Consider the following 20,976-nt stretch of genomic DNA (forward strand, 5'->3'; position numbering starts at 1 on the left):
TCATGAATTTTTTTTAACATGCCTTAAATTTGTACCGTAATATTATATAAGTACTTGTTTAATTATAGTTTATTTATATGTTAATTGTAACATGAATTCCAATGAAATAAGACAAGTTGGTAAGAAATTCTATATACATTAGCTTTAACTTAAGACATAATTGAGGTATTATTAATGTGTTACTTAACAATATTTAGGATGAGGTGAACGAGATGAATAGATTATTATTAGTTGAAGATGATGAATCACTAGCCCTTGGCATAGAGTTTTCTCTAAAAGATGGTGGCTACGAAGTTTCTAGAGCCGCAACAGTAGAAGGTGGAAAAAAATTATTCCATTTAGAAAAGTTTGATTTGATTTTATTAGATGTTAATTTACCTGATGGAAATGGATATGAATTATGTAAGTACATAAGGAGCAAAAGTGATGTGCTAATAATATTTTTAACAGCCTGTGATGATGAGGTTAATATAGTTCAGGGACTTGAAATAGGTGGGGATGATTATATAACAAAGCCATTTCGCGTAAGAGAACTTTTATCAAGAATAAAGGCACTAATAAGGCGCAACTCTAAAAATATATCTATAAAAAGTACAATGAAAAGTGAAAATATATTAGTTGATAATATAAAATCAGCAGTGTGGAAAAATGGTGAAGTCATAAATCTTACGGCGCAAGAATATAAACTTTTATTAATATTTATGAATAAACCTAATGTTCTAATGAAGAGGGATGAGATATTGTGTGAATTATTAGAAGGGGAAGATCCTTTCTTTGATGAAAATACACTATCTGTTTATATTAAGAGAATAAGAGATAAAATAGAAGATAACCCGAGGGAACCACAATATATAGTCAATAAACGTGGGCTAGGGTACAAGTGGAATAAGGAGATTATTAAGGGGTAGATTAGTATGAGAAGATATTTTGTTAATTCTGAGCTAAAAATAAGTACGGCGGTTCTTTTGTTTTTAATGACTTTATTTTTGATCATTACATCATTATGTTTAAAAGTGCATCATGATAACTTAAAGGCTGATTATATAAAAAGTTTAGGAGTAATTAGCGAAAGAATGATAGAGAAAAATCCGGAAATGGAAAAGGAAATTATACCTCTTATTACAAAAGAAATTTCTAGGAAAGAAGCTATAAAAGGAAGTGCTTTTTTAAGAGAGTATGGGTTAAGCGAGGATTTAGAGAATGAACTTTTCCCATATGTGAGCACAACTATTATAAAGAATAACTACACAGTTATTTTAATTTTTATTCTTATGGGTGCTATAGTACTTATACTTAATTATGTTCAATATAGTTTTTTTTATAAAAGGATAAGAAGAGTAACCTACGCCGCAAAGAGGGTAGTTGAAGGCGATTACGACATAGATATTAATGAAAACAGAGAAGGAGATTTTTCAAAATTAGCAATTTCTTTTAACTCTATGAGGGAAATCATTAGGAGTAATTTAAGCGATCTTAGGCGGGAGAAACAATTTCTAGTGGATTTATTATCAGATATATCCCACCAGCTAAAAACTCCACTTTCATCTGTAATTTTATATAATGATATTATGGGTACAAAGGAGCTACCTCGAGAGCAAAATGAGGCATTTTTATTAAATAATCAAAATCAACTAGAAAAGATGAATTGGCTCATAAAGAATATACTTAAGCTTGCTAAACTGGACGCTAAAGCAATAGAAATTGTAAAAGAAAAACAAAGCTTAAATGAAACATTGCAAGATTCAATAGAGGCTTTAGAAAGTAAGGCAAATGATTGCCAGGTTAAGATTATTTTTAATGAAAAAGAAGAGATAAATTTTGCACATGATAGGTTGTGGCTTCAAGAGGCACTTATTAATATTATTAAGAATGCTATAGAACACACTCAACCTGGCGGAATCATAAACTTGGAGCTTATGGAAAATGCTTTGTATGCAAGAATTATAATAGAAGATACAGGCGAAGGTATAAGTGATACGGATTTGCCTAATATATTTAAAAGGTTTTATAAAGCAAAAAACTCTAAGAAAAGCGAGTCTATTGGAATTGGGCTAGCCCTTTCAAAATCGATAGTTGAAGCACATAATGGAATAATAGAAGTTCGAAGTAAGGTTGACATAGGAACCAGATTTATTATTACATTTATTAAATGGTGAATACAAAGCAACAAAAAGTGGTAATGCCCATCATTATCCAGTGTTTTATGATATAATAATTTTTATTGGTATTTTGAGTCTTGGAGGATTAAAATGAAAAAGCTATATACAGACATATATGATAATATAAAAAAAAATATTGTTAAAGGTATTTATACACCAGGGGAAAAACTTCCCTCAGAGAATGATTTTTGCAAAGAGTATGGGGTAAGTCGTGGTACTGTTAGAAAAGCTTTGGAGATGCTTGCTGAGGAAGGCTTTGTTAATAGTCTTCATGGTAAAGGGGTATTTGTTTTAGAAAATAATTTTATTTCATTTTCTGTTGGTGGTCTAGTTAGTTTTAAGGAAGCTAGTGCAAGCAGTAACCAAAATTTTATTACTACAGTGCCTAAATTCCAGGAAGTTATAATAGATGAAGTAATAAATAAAAAAAGCAATTTAAATGTAGGAAAAGAAGCTTTTCAATTATATAGAGTGCGTAGTTTAGAAGGTGAACGAATAATTTTCGATATTAATTATTTCTTAAAAGATGAAGTGCAAGGATTAACAAAAAAAATTGCAGAGAAATCCATTTATGAATATATTGAAGAAAGCTTAAATTTAAAAATAGGTTTTGCTAATAAAATTATACAAGTTGAAACTGCTAATTCAAGAGATAAATTAAATTTAGATATGAAATCTTATAATTTTGTTGTTGTTGTTAAAAATTATGTATATTTAGCTGATGGAAATCAATTTGAATATACAGAATCTCGTCATCGCCCAGACCGTTTTGTATTTACTGATTTTGCACGTCGCCGATAGGGCGATTTTTTTTGCGATTTAATAATTCAAAACCGTTTACATTTTTTTCGCTTAAATCTATTGACTAACTTGTATATATAAGTTAATATAAGAACAAGAGAAACTTGTATAGACAAGCTGAGATGGAAATATAAAGAACTGGTGTATATAAGTTATAATGAATTCTTTAGGAGAGAAGTGAATTAAAGTTAAGGAATTATAATTGTAGGAGGAATTTATATGAGTAAATATACAGAAGATTCAAAACGATTATTAGAATACATCGGTGGGAAAGAAAATATTGTAGCGGTATCCCATTGTGCAACTCGAATGAGATTTGTATTAAAGGATGATAAAAAAGCAGATGGCAAAAAGATTAAAAGTATTAAATTAGTAAAAGGTACTTTTATGCAGGCTGGACAATTTCAGGTTATTATAGGAAATGAAGTACCTGATTTTTACAATGAATTTGTAAACGTTTCGGGAGTGGACGGGGTTAGTAAAGATAAGGCAAAGATAGAAGCAAAAGGTAATATGAATTTTATTCAAAGAATGCTTGCTAATTTGGCAGAAATATTTACACCTCTTATTCCAGCGCTTATAGTTGGAGGTTTGATATTGGGTTTTCGCAACGTAATAGGGGATATTAAATTTCTTGAAAATGGTACTAAAACAATAACTCAGATGTATCCATTTTGGGCTGGAGTTTATTCTTTCTTGTGGTTAATTGGTGAAGCTATATTTAACTTTTTACCAGTAGGAATAACCTGGGCTATTTCTAAAAAGATGGGAACGACTCAAATACTCGGAATTGTATTAGGTCTTACTCTAGTATCACCTCAACTATTAAATGCTTATGATGTAGCAGGTGCTGCTGCAGATAAGATTCCATTTTGGAATTTTGGAGCTTTTCACATTCAAATGATAGGTTATCAAGCACAAGTTATTCCAGCAATTATGGCAGGATTTCTTTTAGCGATATTCGAAAAAAATGTACGAAAAATTGTTCCAGAGTATATATCGATGATAGTGGTACCTTTTCTAGCGTTGGTGCCAACGGTAATAATAGCTCATACTGTTTTAGGCCCAATAGGTTGGGCAATAGGTTCAGTTATATCAAGTGTAGTATACACTGGGTTAACTTCTGCTTTTGGGTGGTTATTTGCGGCAGTGTTTGGATTCTTTTATGCACCACTCGTAATTACTGGATTACATCATATGTCAAATGCTATTGATCTACAACTTATGGCTGAATTTGGTGGAACAAATTTATGGCCAATGATTGCACTGTCAAATATAGCTCAAGGTTCTGCAGTTATGGCAATAATACGTATAAATAAAAAGGCTAAACCAGAAGAAGAACAAGTATCAATTCCGGCAGCTATTTCCTGTTACCTTGGAGTAACTGAGCCGGCTATATTTGGTATTAACTTAAAATACGTATATCCATTCTTAGCAGCTATGGTAGGTTCAGCAATTGCAGGCGTAATATCAGTTAGTTCAGGAGTCATGGCAAATTCAATTGGCGTTGGGGGAATTCCTGGTATACTATCTATTAAACCTAAATATATGTTGATTTTTTCATTGGCAATGATAGTGGCAATTGTGGTTTCATTTACATTAACGCTTATACTTTCTAAAACAAAATTTGCAGCAAAATTTGCACCAGAGGATTAATCGTGAATAACTAAAAAAATATAAAGTGATGATTTAATATAAATTCGTTTATATGCATTCATTTAAAGGAGTATTAAGAAGTATGAAAGATTTTAAAAAGAGTGTGGTTTATCAAATATATCCTAGATCATTTAAGGATTCAAATGGAGATGGAATTGGTGATTTAAAAGGTGTTACGCAAAAATTAAATTATTTAAAAGTCTTAGGAGTGGACTATATATGGATAACTCCATTTTATAGTTCTCCCCAAATAGACAATGGGTATGATGTAGCAGATTATTGTAGTATTGATAGTAGTTTTGGTACTATGGAAGATTTTGAGGAGATGGTTTTAGAAGCTAAAAAATTAGGAATCGACATTATGTTAGATATGGTATTTAACCATACGTCTACAGAGCATGAATGGTTTAAAAAGGCAATGAATGGTGATGAAAAGTATAAAAATTACTATATATTCAAAGAACCTAAGAATGGAAATGAGCCAACAAATTGGGTTTCAAAGTTTGGTGGTACGGCTTGGGAATATGTAAGAGAATTTGATGAGTATTATTTGCATTTGTTTGATAAAACTCAAGCAGATCTTAATTGGAAAAATGAAGAGTTAAAACAAGAAGTGTTTGATGTGGTTAATTTTTGGATGGAAAAAGGAGTAAATGGGTTTCGATTTGATGTGATTAATTTAATTTCGAAACCAGAAAAATATGAAGATGATTATAAAGGTGATGGTCGCCGTTTTTATACAGATGGTCCTAAAATTCACGAATATTTAAAGCAGCTTAACAAAGAAACATTTGGAAAATACGAAGATATTATTACAGTTGGAGAAATGTCATCCACGACTATAGAAAATTGTATCAAATATTCAAATCCGCATGAAAAAGAACTATCAATGGTATTTAATTTTCACCATCTTAAAGTTGATTATAAAAATGGCGATAAGTGGAGTTTAATGGATTTTGATTTTAAAAAGTTAAAACAGATTCTTGCTGAGTGGCAGGTTGGAATTGAGGAAAGTAATGGATGGAATGCTTTGTTTTGGTGTAATCATGATCAGCCACGTATTGTGTCTCGCTTTGGAGATGATAAAAAATACCATAGTAAATCTGCAAAAATGCTGGCAACAACAGTGCATTTATTAAGAGGAACACCTTATATTTATCAAGGGGAAGAGCTGGGCATGACAAACCCATACTTTGATAAAATTGAATTATATAAAGATGTAGAGTCAATTAATTATTACAATATCTTAAAAGAGAAAGGTATAGATGATAAAGAAATAATTAAAATATTGCAATCAAAATCAAGAGATAACGCGCGTACTCCGGTGCAATGGAATGATAATATGAATGCTGGTTTTACAACAGGCTCGCCACATATATCAATATGTAACAATTACAAAGAAATAAATGCCCAGAAGGCTTTGAAGGATGAAGATTCTATTTTTTATCACTATAAGAAACTTATACAACTTAGAAAAGAATATGATGTAATTGCTTATGGTGATTTCAAGATTATAATAAAGGATGATTCTCAGATATTCGCTTATATGCGTTCATGGAAGGCTGAGAAAATTTTAGTTATAAATAATTTTTATGGGAAAGAAACTACTTTTAATTTACCAGAAGATTTATTGCTTAAAGGGAAATCAACTATTTTGATATCTAACTATAAAGATACAATAAATAACATCAATGAATTAACTTTAAGACCATATGAATCTATTGTTTTTTATATAAAATAGAAGTTTAAAAAATAGAGAATTTTTAAAACGCTTTGCTCCATACATGGGCAAAGCGTTTATATTTTTATGTCGTGTTTACTGCAATTATTTATACTAAGAGAAGAACTAGTCGGCTAGTAGGACACCTAAAATGGGTGTGTGTTGTTTTGTAGTGTGTTTACTGCATTTATTCTCAGCATACTTGAGGCTGTAAGCGCTTGTGGTACTTCAGGAGTAGCTGGTGGTTCTATACTACTGGTTCCTCTAGCGGCTAGCTTATTTTCTTCTTTCTGTAAAGGAAATAAGAGTTGTACGTGTATAATTGTAACTGAGATGTGAAATATTAGTATGAAAATGTTAATAAGTTAGATGCATATAAAAGTGATTTATTGAGGTGACATATATATATAAAACGAAACCCTAAGACAGATTGGGATAACTGTGTAATATTAAGAGCAAATGATGAAAAACTTAAAAGCGAAGGCAAGAAGAGTGATACAAAAGATAATGGTGGCTATGGCCAAGATTGGTAAAAGGATGTATATTAGTATTATATAGCTCGCTATTATATAATGGAAGGAAAGTGGTAATTTGAAGGATTTTAAAATTCTTTTGGTGGAAGATGTCAAAACAATAGTAGGTTTAATGACAATAATTTTAGCAAGATTTATTCCCATAATTAGGACGTTCGCACCTTTTGTAGCTGGTATTTCAGAAATGAATTATTCGAAATTAGTTATAGCGTTCATAAAAGAAAATAGAAAAACAAGGAGAAATGCTGAAAATGATGAAAATAATATCTTTAATGCAGAAATTTGATAGTTCCATATTATTGTATATAAAAGGCAATATGCATGGAACTATTATGGATAAAGTAATGGTCGCTATTACATCACTAGGTGATAATGGAGCTATATGGATTATAATGGCAATTGCATTGATGGTTAACAAAAAATATAGGAAAATAGGTTTCATGGCTTTATTAGCGTTATTGCTAAGCGCAATTTTAGGAGAAGTAATATTAAAAAACGTAGTTCAACGTATAAGACCATCAGTAGATATACCAGCAGTTGACCTTTTAATTGTAAAGCCTTTATCCTATTCATTTCCTTCAGGGCACACTACGTCTTCATTTGCGGTTGCAGGTGTATTAGCAAAATATTTTAAAAATTATGCACTTGAGATTTTTAGTTTAGCTGCTTTAATAGCTTTTTCAAGATTATATTTATATGTTCATTATCCTACAGATGTTTTAGGGGGCGTACTTTTAGGGCTCATATGCAGTGGAATAATAGTTTACTTGTTTAACGGCATTTCAGAGGGGAAGTCTCCCACCTCTATAAGTTAAAGTCCAATATTATAACAAAGCGATTTAATTTATATCAGTAAGTAGAAAAAAATGGAGAGCTTGATCAACTTAAAACACCTTCATTATTTCCCGTTTTCTGGTGTGGTTCTGAATCAATTAAAATAGTCTTAATTTTGTAATCAATCATGGAGGTACTTTTCAATGTCTTTCTCAAGGGGTGTTCCTGTATCACTTTGTATTGGAATTAAATCTTCTAGAGTATTTTTAATTTTGGTTTCAGAGTCTTTCATTAGCATACTTATCATGGGTAAAACCTTCAATTATAATAGTTAAGATTCGCAATATTCTATACGTATATAGTCGAATCAAGAACTATTATACAGTATAATTCTATAAATCCATATTAAGTATAGTGACTAAGGGTTTATAAGATGAAATGAAAAAAAGGCAGCTAAGCGGTAGGGTTTATCCTATACTTATGCTGCGGTCTTCCTACCTTACCATACTCAATTAACATGTGTACTTTTCCTTCTTTATTCATATAGTCTAAATATTTTCTGCAAGTTACCCTTGCAATTCCTAATATTTCTCCTAGTTCTTCTGGTGTAGTATATATTTCTCCTATTTGCTGAACTTGTTGCCATATTGTTTTATATGTATACTTATTTAATCCCTTTGTTAAATCTAGATTCCTATTATTTTCTTCTTCCACTAAATCTTTGCTACTTAAAATATACTTGTCCAATTCGCTTTGCTCAATTTCATTTGCTTTTTTAAAATGATAATATCTATCTTTAAATTTAAGTAAAGATTCTTTAAACCTCTCCAAGGTGAAAGGTTTAATTAAATAATCTCTGGCCCCATAGCGAAAAGCCTCTTGAACCCTATTAATGGTTTTATCTGCAGTAATCAAAATAACATCCACTTCTATTTCTTTGGCTCGAAGTAACTTTAAAAAGTCAATTCCATTTTCCTTAGGAAGATAGATATCAAGTAAAATTAAATCTGGTTTTTGTTTTTCTATAAATCTCTGCGCCTGGGTAAGATTACTGACGGCCTTAGTTAACTGAAAGCCTTCCACTTTTTGCAAAAACTTTGTGTTGATATCACGTACCATAGGGTCATCTTCGATAATCATTACTTTAATCATTGATTTCAACTCCTTTTCATCGGTATACTTATATCCCACCAGGTTCCGTTTTCTACACTAAATTCAATTTTCCCATGCATATCATCAATAATTTTTTTAACAATATACATACCAATTCCACGCTGACCGATTTTCGTAGTGGCCCCAATTTCATATATTGTATTTTTTATTTCACATGAAATTCCAGGACCATTGTCGTTTATTTGAATTTTCAAATGATCATCTGCCTCAAAAATTTTAAAGTGTACGGTTCCGCTTCCATCTATGCTTACTTCCTCAAAAGAATTTTCAATCAAATTTCCAATGATAGACCCTAATTCATCTTCATTCATATATTGTGGCAATTCATTTAATTGACAATCTGCTGCAATTTCAAATACTATTCTAGATTCCTCTGCTTTATTATATTTTGAGAATAGCAATGCCGCAATAGATACATTCTTAATTTGATCTGTAAGGATACTATTGATTCCATTTCGATTTTTAGCAATATGTGATATGAATTTTACAGCTTCCACGTATTCTTCCAGCTGTATCATTCCGGATATAGTATGAAGTTTATTCATAAATTCATGATTTTGTGCTCTAAGTGACCAAGTCATTTTTTTTATTCCGGTGAGCTCTTCTGCCATTTTTTTAAATTCTGTTAAATCTCTAAAATTTATTACCCATCCAATTACTTCATCTTTATCATTTTTAAGGGGATTATATTTGCATAAGATTGTTAGACCTGGTCTTACTTTCATTTCTATATTTTCATAATACTTGCCTACTTTTAGGACTTCAGAAATTTTACTCCCATAAGAAAGGGTTGTGATTTGCTTACCGACATCTTCTTCTAATAGTTCCAAAATCTCTCCCGCTTCTTTATTAAATAAGGTGATTTTATCGTTCTTATCTACGGCTAAAATTCCTTCTTTCACACTTTCTATTACAGCTTCCTTTTCTTTTAAAATTAACGCTATTTCTTTTGGTTCTAAACCAAAGATGGTTTTTTTTATATTTGAGGACAAAAGAGTTGCGGCTATTGCTCCCAAAAACAATCCTAATACTATAAAGGGTAGAAAGTTACCTATCTTTGAATATATCTCATTATAAACTTCATTGATAGGACTTCCTACAGTCACTGCTCCAATTTGTTTCCCGTTTTTTAATATGGGTGTAAATGCTCTAAGGGAGACACCTAAGCTGCCCGTTGCTTCTGAAACATACTCTTCTCCATTTGTGAGAACGCGTTTTTCATCTGAACCCTGAATCTTTTCACCTATCTTTTCTTTTGTAGGATGGGAATGTCTTATTCCAGTCATATCCATTACTACTATAAATTCAACTTTAGTCTTACTTCGTATACTTTCTATTTCATCATTTAAGGTTTGTTCATTAATTTCATTGGTTCCTTGCAAGTAATTCTGTAAAATATAACTCGTGGAGACAGAATTGGCTATATCCAAAAGGTTACGTCCAGCTTGGTCTTTAAGCATTATCTTCATTTGATTAAAGGAAAGCAATGATATACTTCCAATGGTCAAAAGTAAAATTACTATTACAAAGCTTGTGATTTTTGTTTTCAATTTCATGTTTTTCGCCTTTTAAACCTTTCAAATTTCAGGATAACTTACATAAATTATACCATAGTTTTTTTTAACAATTGAATTGTTAAAAAAAATACAAAGTTTTCTTAATGACCACAAAACATTTTAAAGTTTCAGAATATTTAAAAATATCCAAGTTGTTGCTATAATAATGAAATAGAATATATTTTATTACAGTAGGGCAATTCTTCTATGTTTGAGGTCTTCATACATTATTTTATTTGCATCAGCATGAAAACGGTATCTTTTTCCTTGATTGCCTCAATAAATAATTGTTTCTAGGTTAGGTTTTGAATAAATAATTAAATATCATTAATATTAGAGGGGGATAATTATGTTAGCTGAGAAGAGGGTTAGTATGTTAAATGAAAAGAAAACACCTGAAATAATGGGTATTAAGGTTCAGTATTTTGCAATTATTACTATGGTCATGTTTGTAGGTGCATATATGGATGTGCTTCCACCTGGAATAGTAAGCGTATTGCCTTTAATGCTAGTTATTGGTACTGTTCTTTACCTTATTGGAGACAATCTACCTATAGTAAAAGATTATTTTGGAGGTGGTGCTATTGTAGTTATCTTTGGATCTTCTGCTTTAGCAACCTATAAGATTTTACCAGAGGGAGTAATAACTTCAGCTACTGCTTTTATGACCAGTGGTGGATTTTTAGATCTATTTATATGTGGTCTTATTGCTGGAAGCCTTTTAGGAATTAACAGAAAATTACTTCTGCAAGCTGTTGTTAGATATCTTCCATGTCTTTTAGGTGGAATCATAGCAGCTCTTGGATTAGTAGGATTATTTGGAATTATTTTAGGGTATGGCGCAAAGGAAGCTATTTTTTATATAGGAATACCTATTATGGGTGGTGGAATGGGTGCTGGTGCTGTTCCATTAGCTAAGATATTTGGTGCTACGCTTAATCAAGATCCTAAAATTATTATGTCTATAATGACTCCGGCAGTAGCTTTAGGTAATGCTTTTGCGATTGTGGCTGCGGGTATTTTAAATAAAATAGGTAAAGTTAAGCCGAGTTTAACAGGAAATGGAGAATTGATAATACCTAATTCAAAGACTAAGCTCGATGCGGAAAATGAGGTAGAAGATAAATCTAATGACTTGGAATTATATGCAATTGGTATATTATTATCTGGTGCATTTTTGACTGCAGGTTATATTGTAGGAAAATTTTTACCAACTATTCATGCTTATGCCTGGATGATTCTTATTGTCATTCTTGTTAAAATGACGGGTGCACTACCTGCTAAATGTGAATATGCTTGTAGTGTGTGGTACTCATTTGTAATGAAAAATTTTACGGTTGTTGTTTTGGTAGGTGTAGGAATTGCATACACTGATCTTAATGCGGTTATTTCAGCTTTAACATTTAAGTATATAATACTTGTTGGTATTACTATAATTGGTGCGGTAATTGGGTCTGGAGTTGTAGCTAGATTTGTTGGCTTCTACCCGGTAGAAACTTCTATTTCTGCTGGATTGTGTATGGCTAATATGGGTGGTTCAGGGGATGTTGCCGTATTAACTGCAGCTAAAAGAATGAAACTGATGCCCTTTGCTGCTATTTCATCACGCTTAGGAGGGGCACTTATTCTTATAATTGCTAGCGTTTTACTTAGATTGTTTTAACGACATTTCAAAAGGAAAGTCTACCTCTTCTATAAGAGGGGGTATCAGACTATAACAAAGAGAAAACTTCAGTGGGAGTTTAAATTTCCTTCTGAAGTCGTTAAGATTGCAACACCGCAGGTGATGATTTAACGACATTTAAATAATCCATAGTTAATTCTCAATTGTTGAAAATTAACTTTGCGTACTTTTGGCATAGTATATAAGAAAGAGAACAATTGATTTTATCTTACTGTTTTGTTAATACAGATATAAAACATTTTCGTAAATAAAACCCAGTGAATGTGGTTACTGGGTTTTGTTTTATTCTATATTTCAAATTTGAGGGGTGATTTATGACATTGGATGAAAAAATATTGCAAGAGAAGGAAGTTGGATATATAGAAATAGATTTACTAATAAAAAATGTTCAGGTAATGACGGCAGCTATCTATGAAATAGCAAATTAATAGATAGGAGCTAACGTTAAGTAATCTCCTACTACCACGGGTATTTATTTTACTTGGTTTAAAAATGCGGTAATAAGCATATTATATATAGTGTACCAATTTTAAGTAATTAATAAAACCAAAGCAACACAAGGGGGATTTATATGGATGGTTATGACTTAAAATCAAAAAGTAATAAGGAAATACGGCAAGAAGCAAGGGAGGATTTATCAGGTAATTGGATTGTAGCTATAATAGTTTGTGTATTAGCCTGGATTTTCACAGAAATGTTTATACAGGGACCGGATATTAAAGAAAGGGTAAATTGGGTTATTAATAATCCTATACATGAAATATTTAAATATAGCACTACAATTAGTGATGGTAGAATTCAAAATATATGGGGAGTTATAGTACTGATTATCGGAGGACCCATAACTTTTGGCGCTTCAATGTTTTTTCTAAATTTAATACGAAAGACTAATGCTAAAATCGAGGACGTTTTTATGGGGTTTAAGTATTTTGGGAAGACATTTTTGTTGAACTTATTAATGGGTATATTTATATTGTTATGGACTTTATTGCTTATAATACCGGGAATAATCGCTAGTTTTAGTTATTCTATGGCATACTATATACTAATCGATAATCCCGAATTAACCTCTTTGGAGGCTATAAACCGTAGCAAAGAGATGATGAATGGATATAAAGGGAAATTATTTTGTCTGTATCTAAGCTTTGCAGGGTGGTTTATATTATGTTTAGTCACTTTAGGAATAGGGTTCATATGGCTTGAACCGTATATACAGACATCCACAGCAGTTTTCTATCAAGGGTTAAAGAGTGATTCTAATGAAAAAAAACTACTTTAGTAGAAAAGATAGATAAATTAAGTGATTAATTCTAATGTATTTATATAATGAAATGGTTAGTAAACAGAAGTTGGAACAATGGGATATATTGAAATGAAATAACTAATTTCTGATTAATATGAAAGGAGCCAACAATTGTTGGCTCCTTTCATATAAAACTTTTAACGCTTTCATTGCTTTTCATCTTATACATACCAATTAGGAAAAATGCTAATGCGAAGGCTACAAGTATTCCAAGTAATGGCATAATTTCTAAAAAGGTTTTACCGTTTTGGAGCTGCCTAATAGCCTCTAATGCCCAAGTTTGTGGTAAAAAATTGGCTATCTGCTGCATAGTTTTAGACATAAGCTCAATTGGCCAAAAACACCCTGAAAGCATACATGTCGGCGTTATTATTAAGGTAGCCATCACCCCTACTTGATTTGTTGTCTTTGAAAAAGCAACTAATAGAATACCTAGTGTTACACAAACAAATCCAAATAAAGTGAGTATTGCAAGTAGCTGCAAATCAGGTACTCCAGTAGTCAGTTTTAAAATATACTTAGAAAAAAATATTACTAAAATTGATTGTGCTACCATTATACACATATTAGCCATTATATTGGCCCCAATATATATTCTACTGTTTACAGGAGTCGTAAATATTCTAAAGTAGGTTTTCTCTTTCTTCTCCTTTAAAATAAGCCCTGAAGTGGTAGTTGCGCCTTGAAGCATAAACATTATTAAAAATCCTATACTTTGAACAGTTTTTAATTTATCAAGGGATTCATCTTTAACTACATTTTTATGAAGAGTAAGAGTTTGAATCTTAAATCCTTCATAAAGTTTATTAAATATAACGTTATCCCCACCTGATGCTTTTCCTAGCATCATGAGACTTTTAACATAATAATTTACATAGTTTTGAACCCAAGTCGTAACTTCTTGCCCTTTAATTGCAGTAATCTGTATTTTACTTATTGCTCCATTATGAACACTTTCATCAAAGTTTGCAGGTATTGTAATTACACAATCAACCTTACCTTCTGCAACTAAATTATTTATTTCTTCATCTTTAATTTCTTGAATTTTAAATTTATCCTGTTTATTTAAAGCAGCAACAAAATCTTTAGCTATTACTCCGTTTGCAGCTTTATTGTTTATTCCTACTTTAATCTTTGAATCCATTGAGGAATAAACGGACATAACAAATATAACAATTACAACTGGAAGAATTAAGTATACTATAATATTAGACTTCTTTCTAAAAGTGATTTTTAATGTATTAAGTGCAAGCAAAAATAAATTTCTCATATTATGCATTCTCCTTTCTAAACAACAAGGAAGATATAGCAAGAAATATTACAGCTACGCCTATATTAATCAAAATTGCTGTGGAAACCTTGCTGTAATTATTATTATTATAAACCACGTCAAATATAGATCTATTAACCCATCTTACAGGTGATAAATAGGTTATTGATTGAAAAGTTTTGCTTCCAAAACCATCTACAGGCATATAACTTCCTCCAAGGAATACCATTACCGGTATTATAAAATTTAAAACTCCATTTGCCACATTTTCATTTTTGAAAATAAATCCAAGCCCAACACCTATGCTTATTGCCATGATTATTTGAGATGTAAATATTAGTAATACAGTAAAAATATCATTCCCCCAATTTGCATGAAGCACATATTTACTAAACAAAATAACAATAGCAATCTGAATAATTGTACCTATAACTCCACCTATTGTTTTTCCAATAAGAAACTCATATTTTTTAACAGGACTTATCAAAATCCTATCTCTAGTTTTTAAATTTTTCTCACTTGCAATTCCAAAGAGACCTGTCATTCCTGAATACATAATTATTAGAGCTATTTCTGCAATTGTATAATAATCTAAAGAGGAGGGCTGGATTGCTTTATTAAGAGAATTAATTGTAGAATAGTTGTCATTGCTATCACTTAGCAAACTATTTATTATATGTGGATTTACTTTGCTAATATCTACAATTACATTAAATTCTTGTACATAGGTAGATAGAATAGTTTCAACCACACCAGCCTTAAGGCTTTCTACATTGCTCTTGTAAAATTCTATCTTATTATTACTTTTCATTTCTATGATTGCATCGTACTCTTTAGAAATTAATTTTTTCTTAGCAGAATCCATATCCTTAGTTTTTGTAAATTCTATTTTAAAATCTTTACCTTTTTCAATAAAACTAGTTTTAAAATTATCCGAAACAACACCTGTAGCTTCAATGCTATATAAAACTTTAGGTGTACCAATATCAATAGTGTTAGTAAACTCTGATTTAAATGCTGCACTAATCACAACTATTAGCGCTATTGGAAATAATATCATCATTGCCATTGATTTTCTATCTCGGAAAGTATGTTTTACTTCCTTTATAATTATAGAAATAATGTTCATTTTTTCACCTCTAATCCCTTAATTTTCTACCGGTAAGTGTTAAAAATACAGTTTCAAGATCTGGTACTTTGTTCTCAATATTTTCAATTGGAATTCCATTATCCGTGAAATATAAAATTATCTTATCTAAATTGTTAATTTCCTTTAAACTGTCAATTTTAACTTTGTTTTCATTAATGAGGACATTCGTAACTCCCTTTAGTTCCTTTAATTGTTCTTCATTAATTACCGTACCATCGATAACCGTAACCTCAACAGTATTTTTATCTGTAACAATAGCTTTGAGTTCTTCCTTGGTACCTGTTACAATAACCTTCCCATGATCAATAATACTTATCATCGTTGAGATTGCTTCTACTTCTTCCATGTAATGAGTTGTATAAATAATGGTACATCCTCTTTCATTTAATTTCTTCACAGAGTCAAGTATATGATTTCTTGATTGTGGATCGATACCTACTGTAGGCTCATCCATTATTAAAAGCTTAGGGGTATGGGCAATTGCGCATGCTATATTTAATCTTCTTTTCATTCCTCCAGAGAAACTAGCTGGCATACTCTTAGCTTTATCACTAAGACCAACAAATTCTAGAGCATCGAAGGCTTTCTTTTTTAATTCTTCCCCTTTAAGACCATAGAGACTTGCAAAAAACTTTACGTTTTCGAGGCAAGTTAAATCTTCGTATACTGCTATGTCTTGAGGAACTACACCAATGTTTCTCTTTGCATTATTCGAATTTTTCTGATTATCTTTTCCAAGTATTTCAATAGAACCTTTTGTCGTTGTAATTAACCCACAAATCATATTTATAATGGTACTCTTACCTGCTCCATTAGGCCCAAGTAAGCCATAAATTTCTCCCTCTTTAATGGAAAAATCGATATTATCAACTGCAGTAAAGTCTCCAAATTTTTTAGTTAATCCTTTTATTTTAACAATATCCAAAATAATACCCCCTAAAACTTTTTTATTTTTGGTAATTTCTATGCTTTTATTATATAAAAAAAAGACTTCTACTGTGAGTGCAGAAAGTCACTTTTACAACATGACAAAGGTCACATTCTATTTATTACCACCTTTTAAATAATAAATAGCAATCTGTGTTCTATGTTCGAGGCCTGTTTTACTTAAAATTGAAGTAATGTAGTTTTTCACAGTACCCTCTGATATAAACAATCTTGCCGAAATCTTTCTATTGGATAATCCATCAGCTATTGCCTGAATTATCTCTAGCTCTCTCCCAGTAAACAAATCCCTATTTAATTTACTACTATTATTGTTATCTATTTTTTTTAACACTTTATCAATTATGCCTTCCTGCATAACAATATTCCCACTGTATACTACTTTTATTGCAGCTTTAATCTTATCTGGAGTATTATTTTTAAGAATATATCCCTTTGCTCCATAACGAATCGCTGCATTTATATATTCGTCTTCATCAAAGGTAGTCAGAATGAGGCATTTTGTTGAAGTCTTTATAGAGATTTCCTTTATGGCCTCCACGCCATTTAATACTGGCATTCTTATATCCAAAAGTGCAACATCTACGGAGTTGTTTAAACAATATTCTATTGCATCGAATCCATTTTCTACACAAGCCATCACAATAAATTCTTCGTCTAAACCAATTATTATTTTTAGACCTTCTCGAATAAGTGAATCATCATCAGCAATCAAAATCTTAATTGGCAATTCGGCACCACCCTTTTACTAAATTTGAATTATTCCTAAATAGGAAGTAAAATAATTACTGAAAACCCACTAGAACCATCTAAAATAACTTTTCCATTTAAATTCATAGTTCTTTCTTCTATTCCTGATAGGCCAAGATCTTTTTTTATGATGATGCACCCTATGCCATCATCCTTTATTTCTACTTTAAGTAAAGTATTAAGCACTTCCACATTTACTTTGACATTCTTAGCTTCAGAATATTTAATTATATTGGTAAAAGTTTCTTTTATATTGTCGCATATAACCTTCCATTCAATATAGGAAATCCTATCCAAATTATTGCTGTAATATAAATTTGCATTGATTTTAGTTTTATTGTTAAACTCATCTACAAGTAGCTTTATTTTGTTTATACCTAACTGTTCTGCTTCAGGTTTAATGTTCTTCAATGTATATCGTATACTATCCATTCCATCTCTAAGTACATTTATTGTAGTTTGAATAATAGCTTTGCTTTGATTACTATCCTTGTCCATAATAAGTTTCGCAGCCTCTAGTTGCATTAAACTTCCTGAGATACTATGGCCTAATTTATCATGTATTTCCTGAGCAATGTTATTTCTCTCTTGCAACTGTGAAGTATATATTATTTGGTTTTTGTATTCCATTTGATTATTTAAACTCATCAATAATCTATAGTTTTTCTCTTTAAGCTCATCATTTTTAATAGTAAGTTTTTTCATTTTATTTTCAATGATTAAAATAAAATAGTATGCTACGAGACTAAACAAGGAAGCGAATGAGTATTCGCATACTATAAAATGTTTATTAATAATAAAAATAGATATTAGTAAAACAAACAAAATAAATATGAGTTTTATTTTACCAACAAATATTTCGAAAAGATTTAGTGGTAACAATATAAAAAATATAGGAGTGACAAAAAAATTGCAAATCAAAAGCTCAAGAATTGATATGCTTAAAAATATGAGTTTGCATTTATTATTTGAAATCAATGATTTACTTACATTAATAATCACATAAAAAAGTAATGATATAATAACTATATAGTTGCTGCAAGGATAATCGAAATTGCCCTTTACTAGCAGACTACTCACATAAATTAGTAAAATTAATTTATTTAATATAATCCAATTTTCCATAAAAGCACCTCTACCTGTTACAAATTATGCAAATACTTAAGCTATTTTATTAATTTTTATAAATTTCTATAGAATATACCATTATTGTAATTCTACATTAAGATAATATTATCCTTCAATTGTATAAAAACAACTGTATTAGAGTTCTTCACAATAAGATGAAGAGAAGTACCGTAAGGGTGATGGCACACGATAAACACATAAGTTTGTTTCCAAGATTAATATTTAAAGACCATGATTTTGATTTGGATTATTGGAAAGAAATGTATTGACTCATCAGCAAATCGATGGCGTAGGGCATATAAAAAAGAGGGTATCCTTGGGTTAAGAGATATGAGGAAAGAATCATCAGGAAGGCACAGAGATAAAGAACTTTCGACACTGAATATATTGAAATTACCTATGAATACATAAAAACTTTTTCCTTTATGTTGCTAACTTAAAGGAAAAAGTTTTAGTTATAATTATAGTAATGATGAATTAGTTAATGTATATCATAAAAATTAACCACCGATATAATCTTTTCTAATCGTTTATAAATCTGTATTTTTTAAATCATCTACAATAACCACGCCACCTACAATACTGCCATCTTTTATAATCGAATAGATACCGCTTCTACTAAAGGTGGTATCTACTTTAACAGTTCCTTTTTTACCTTTAAAAGTAGTTATGTTGTTGCCAGTGTCTGTTGCAGCAATTTCAAAGGTTCCATCTGGATTGTCAAATCCAAATAAATCAAAGCTTAAAATGGTATTAACATTTTTAGCCGCAACTACAATCAAGGGTTCAAATTCATATCCTGTACCTTTAATTGAAAGAGCCTGATTGCTTCCTGAAATCACAGCTTTTTGGATCAATCTACTGGTTTCAACTTTACTCAAATCCGTACCATAAACACTTGGTTTTTCAGGTGTAGCAGGTGCGCTACCCATATTACAACCAGGCATTCCACTGGATGGAGCTGGCACAGAAGGATCAGGTTTTGAAGTGTCTACCGTTTCAACATTATCAACTACCTTAAACACGCCTCTAATCATGCCCATTCCACAACTGAAGTTTATATCTTTATCCTTTGGTGTAAATTCAATAACATTTTCACCGGGCTTCAAATTTTTCTGAATGTTTAAGGATGGAATAATTATTTGGCGGTTACAGGAATTTAATGATTTACCATCAATTATCCATTTTACAGGCATATTTTTCTGTATATATAAACCATTTGGTGTATAACCTGCACCGTCTGCGGTCATCTTAACTACCTGAACTCCATTCTCTATAGTTGCCTTAGCAGCTGGGGTAGCTGATTCCAATGGGTTATTACCAGATAAACTAGAAGCTAATGAAGATGTAGAAGGCACATTTACACCAGCTAAAGCTAGTCCTCTACTTCCCATTACAATACCTAAAACTACAACTAGTATTCCACTAAATTTTAAAAGGGTTTTTGTATATCCTTTAGTAAGGAGACCTGATAATGCGCCAAATGTTAACATTAAAGGTACTGTACCGAGAGAAAATATTAACATAGATAAGGCTCCATTAAAAGCACTTCCAGTTCCTAAAGCATATAGTTGCATTGTCTGAAGGGGCCCACAGGGCATAAGTCCATTTAAAACACCAACTAAAAAAGGAGTTTTTGGTTTCTTCTTAACTGAGCAAGCAGGCCTCGGAAGCTTTATGTTAAACCTTCTAAATAGGCTATATCCACTCATATTAAGTCCCATTATTATCATAAAGACACCGGCAAATATTTGGAGCCCAGCCTTTGCGGATAGAGAGAGTGAAAGCACGGAACCTAGAGCACCTACTATCCCACCAATTACTGTATATGCTATAACTCTACCTGCATTATATAGAAGTGCAGGTTTGATGGAATCGAATTTACTTTTGCTATCTTTATTTATACTTTGGGATAGCATTATTCCACCACACATTCCTACACAATGTATTGAAGTAAGGACTCCAACAATGAATAGAACAAAATATGTAGCGCCATTGAGTCTAGAGGTCATGTCAATTCCACCTGATGAATTTCCGATCAATATAATTGTCGCTACAATTATAAATATACCTACTATTTTGTGGTTATTTGAACCTTCTATGCTATAACCAGCTGCTTTTATGGCAGTTCTAATTTCTTCAGAATTACACAGGTCTGTATCGTATTCTATTGTTACAGATTGACTACTAAAGCTTGCTAGAGCTTTTTTCACACCATATAATTTTGTAACGGCTCTTTCTACTTTTGATTCACATGATGTACACGTCATATCGAAGACTTTTATTTTTTCCTTTTTAATGCTCACATTATTACCTCCTAAAAGTTCTTAATATAATATTTAATGTTGTATTCAATGAATATTTATCCTTAAAT

General features: G+C 31.1%; 18 protein-coding genes. 9 read left to right on the forward strand and 9 right to left on the reverse strand.

All coding sequences use genetic code 11. The features are described 5' to 3' along the window. Positions 1–212: 212 nt before the first annotated feature. The 7 genes from KTC94_RS16240 to KTC94_RS16270 all read left to right on the forward strand — a co-directional run bounded on the left by KTC94_RS16240 (position 213) and on the right by KTC94_RS16270 (position 7,684). A complete protein-coding gene (locus tag KTC94_RS16240) occupies positions 213–908 on the forward strand; it encodes a response regulator transcription factor (protein WP_216301647.1) in 696 nt (231 codons plus the stop codon). Positions 909–914: 6 nt separating this feature from the next. Continuing rightward, positions 915–2,156, forward strand: coding sequence for a HAMP domain-containing sensor histidine kinase (locus tag KTC94_RS16245; protein WP_220286696.1), 1,242 nt, complete (start codon positions 915–917; stop codon positions 2,154–2,156). A 93-nt stretch (positions 2,157–2,249) separates the two neighbouring features. After that, positions 2,250–2,960, forward strand: coding sequence for a trehalose operon repressor (gene treR / locus KTC94_RS16250; RefSeq protein WP_216301649.1), 711 nt, complete (start codon positions 2,250–2,252; stop codon positions 2,958–2,960). 219 nt (positions 2,961–3,179) lie between these two features. Then, positions 3,180–4,616, forward strand: a complete 1,437-nt coding sequence (gene treP, locus KTC94_RS16255) for a PTS system trehalose-specific EIIBC component (protein ID WP_220286697.1) — start codon at positions 3,180–3,182, stop codon at positions 4,614–4,616. 82 nt (positions 4,617–4,698) lie between these two features. Beyond that, positions 4,699–6,357 (forward strand): alpha,alpha-phosphotrehalase, encoded by a 1,659-nt coding sequence (gene treC, locus KTC94_RS16260; protein ID WP_220286698.1) that lies wholly within the window; start codon positions 4,699–4,701, stop codon positions 6,355–6,357. A 570-nt stretch (positions 6,358–6,927) separates the two neighbouring features. After that, complete coding sequence (locus tag KTC94_RS16265) at positions 6,928–7,155, forward strand: DedA family protein (protein ID WP_220286729.1); 228 nt, start codon at positions 6,928–6,930, stop codon at positions 7,153–7,155. Further along, positions 7,124–7,684 (forward strand): phosphatase PAP2 family protein, encoded by a 561-nt coding sequence (locus KTC94_RS16270; RefSeq protein WP_369811906.1) that lies wholly within the window; start codon positions 7,124–7,126, stop codon positions 7,682–7,684. The genes KTC94_RS16265 and KTC94_RS16270 overlap by 32 nt, the downstream gene beginning before the upstream one ends. A 140-nt stretch (positions 7,685–7,824) precedes the next feature. Here KTC94_RS16270 and KTC94_RS16275 read toward each other — a convergent pair whose 3' ends face one another. The 3 genes from KTC94_RS16275 to KTC94_RS16285 all read right to left on the reverse strand — a co-directional run bounded on the left by KTC94_RS16275 (position 7,825) and on the right by KTC94_RS16285 (position 10,372). Next, positions 7,825–7,950: a hypothetical protein gene (locus tag KTC94_RS16275; RefSeq protein WP_258280645.1), complete on the reverse strand. Its 126-nt coding sequence runs from the start codon at positions 7,948–7,950 to the stop codon at positions 7,825–7,827. Positions 7,951–8,096: 146 nt separating this feature from the next. Next, a complete protein-coding gene (locus tag KTC94_RS16280) occupies positions 8,097–8,795 on the reverse strand; it encodes a response regulator (protein ID WP_216301654.1) in 699 nt (232 codons plus the stop codon). A 5-nt stretch (positions 8,796–8,800) separates the two neighbouring features. Continuing rightward, a complete protein-coding gene (locus tag KTC94_RS16285; protein ID WP_220286699.1) occupies positions 8,801–10,372 on the reverse strand; it encodes a sensor histidine kinase in 1,572 nt (523 codons plus the stop codon). A 349-nt stretch (positions 10,373–10,721) separates the two neighbouring features. Between KTC94_RS16285 and KTC94_RS16290 the strand changes: the two genes are divergently transcribed. Both KTC94_RS16290 and KTC94_RS16295 read left to right on the forward strand, forming a co-directional pair. Next, positions 10,722–12,035 carry a 2-hydroxycarboxylate transporter family protein gene (locus KTC94_RS16290; protein ID WP_220286700.1) on the forward strand — a complete coding sequence of 438 codons (1,314 nt, stop codon included), beginning with the start codon at positions 10,722–10,724 and terminating at the stop codon, positions 12,033–12,035. Positions 12,036–12,627: 592 nt separating this feature from the next. After that, positions 12,628–13,335 carry a DUF975 family protein gene (locus KTC94_RS16295; protein ID WP_220286701.1) on the forward strand — a complete coding sequence of 236 codons (708 nt, stop codon included), beginning with the start codon at positions 12,628–12,630 and terminating at the stop codon, positions 13,333–13,335. Between the two features lie 148 nt (positions 13,336–13,483). On the opposite strand, the gene KTC94_RS16300 is transcribed toward KTC94_RS16295, so the two are convergent. From KTC94_RS16300 to KTC94_RS16325, 6 genes are all read right to left on the reverse strand, one after another. Beyond that, complete coding sequence (locus tag KTC94_RS16300) at positions 13,484–14,629, reverse strand: ABC transporter permease (protein WP_220286702.1); 1,146 nt, start codon at positions 14,627–14,629, stop codon at positions 13,484–13,486. A 1-nt stretch (position 14,630) separates the two neighbouring features. Then, positions 14,631–15,758: an ABC transporter permease gene (locus tag KTC94_RS16305; protein ID WP_220286703.1), complete on the reverse strand. Its 1,128-nt coding sequence runs from the start codon at positions 15,756–15,758 to the stop codon at positions 14,631–14,633. A gap of 10 nt (positions 15,759–15,768) precedes the next feature. Next, entirely contained in the window at positions 15,769–16,704 is a 936-nt protein-coding gene (locus tag KTC94_RS16310; RefSeq protein ID WP_220286704.1) for an ABC transporter ATP-binding protein, read from the reverse strand. A gap of 117 nt (positions 16,705–16,821) precedes the next feature. Next, entirely contained in the window at positions 16,822–17,454 is a 633-nt protein-coding gene (locus KTC94_RS16315; RefSeq protein WP_220286705.1) for a response regulator transcription factor, read from the reverse strand. Between the two features lie 35 nt (positions 17,455–17,489). Then, entirely contained in the window at positions 17,490–18,599 is a 1,110-nt protein-coding gene (locus KTC94_RS16320) for a sensor histidine kinase (protein ID WP_220320211.1), read from the reverse strand. Positions 18,600–19,132: 533 nt separating this feature from the next. Beyond that, complete coding sequence (locus KTC94_RS16325) at positions 19,133–20,908, reverse strand: sulfite exporter TauE/SafE family protein (protein ID WP_220286709.1); 1,776 nt, start codon at positions 20,906–20,908, stop codon at positions 19,133–19,135. Between the last annotated feature and the right edge of the window lie 68 nt (positions 20,909–20,976).

Origin of the sequence: Clostridium sp. CM028, assembly GCF_030585565.1 — a bacterium.
GTDB classification, from domain to species: domain Bacteria; phylum Bacillota; class Clostridia; order Clostridiales; family Clostridiaceae; genus Clostridium_AD; species Clostridium_AD estertheticum_B.

What these genes read in the sequence shown, in the direction of transcription:
- KTC94_RS16240 (WP_216301647.1), top strand. Translation starts at nt 213, where the DNA reads ATGAATAGATTATTATTAGTTGAAGATGATGAATCACTAGCCCTTGGC.
- KTC94_RS16245 (WP_220286696.1), top strand. Translation starts at nt 915, where the DNA reads ATGAGAAGATATTTTGTTAATTCTGAGCTAAAAATAAGTACGGCGGTT.
- treR (WP_216301649.1), top strand. Translation starts at nt 2,250, where the DNA reads ATGAAAAAGCTATATACAGACATATATGATAATATAAAAAAAAATATT.
- treP (WP_220286697.1), top strand. Translation starts at nt 3,180, where the DNA reads ATGAGTAAATATACAGAAGATTCAAAACGATTATTAGAATACATCGGT.
- treC (WP_220286698.1), top strand. Translation starts at nt 4,699, where the DNA reads ATGAAAGATTTTAAAAAGAGTGTGGTTTATCAAATATATCCTAGATCA.
- KTC94_RS16270 (WP_369811906.1), top strand. Translation starts at nt 7,124, where the DNA reads ATGAAAATAATATCTTTAATGCAGAAATTTGATAGTTCCATATTATTG.
- KTC94_RS16275 (WP_258280645.1), bottom strand. Translation starts at nt 7,950, where the DNA reads ATGATAAGTATGCTAATGAAAGACTCTGAAACCAAAATTAAAAATACT.
- KTC94_RS16280 (WP_216301654.1), bottom strand. Translation starts at nt 8,795, where the DNA reads ATGATTAAAGTAATGATTATCGAAGATGACCCTATGGTACGTGATATC.
- KTC94_RS16285 (WP_220286699.1), bottom strand. Translation starts at nt 10,372, where the DNA reads ATGAAATTGAAAACAAAAATCACAAGCTTTGTAATAGTAATTTTACTT.
- KTC94_RS16290 (WP_220286700.1), top strand. Translation starts at nt 10,722, where the DNA reads ATGTTAGCTGAGAAGAGGGTTAGTATGTTAAATGAAAAGAAAACACCT.
- KTC94_RS16295 (WP_220286701.1), top strand. Translation starts at nt 12,628, where the DNA reads ATGGATGGTTATGACTTAAAATCAAAAAGTAATAAGGAAATACGGCAA.
- KTC94_RS16300 (WP_220286702.1), bottom strand. Translation starts at nt 14,629, where the DNA reads ATGAGAAATTTATTTTTGCTTGCACTTAATACATTAAAAATCACTTTT.
- KTC94_RS16305 (WP_220286703.1), bottom strand. Translation starts at nt 15,758, where the DNA reads ATGAACATTATTTCTATAATTATAAAGGAAGTAAAACATACTTTCCGA.
- KTC94_RS16320 (WP_220320211.1), bottom strand. Translation starts at nt 18,599, where the DNA reads ATGGAAAATTGGATTATATTAAATAAATTAATTTTACTAATTTATGTG.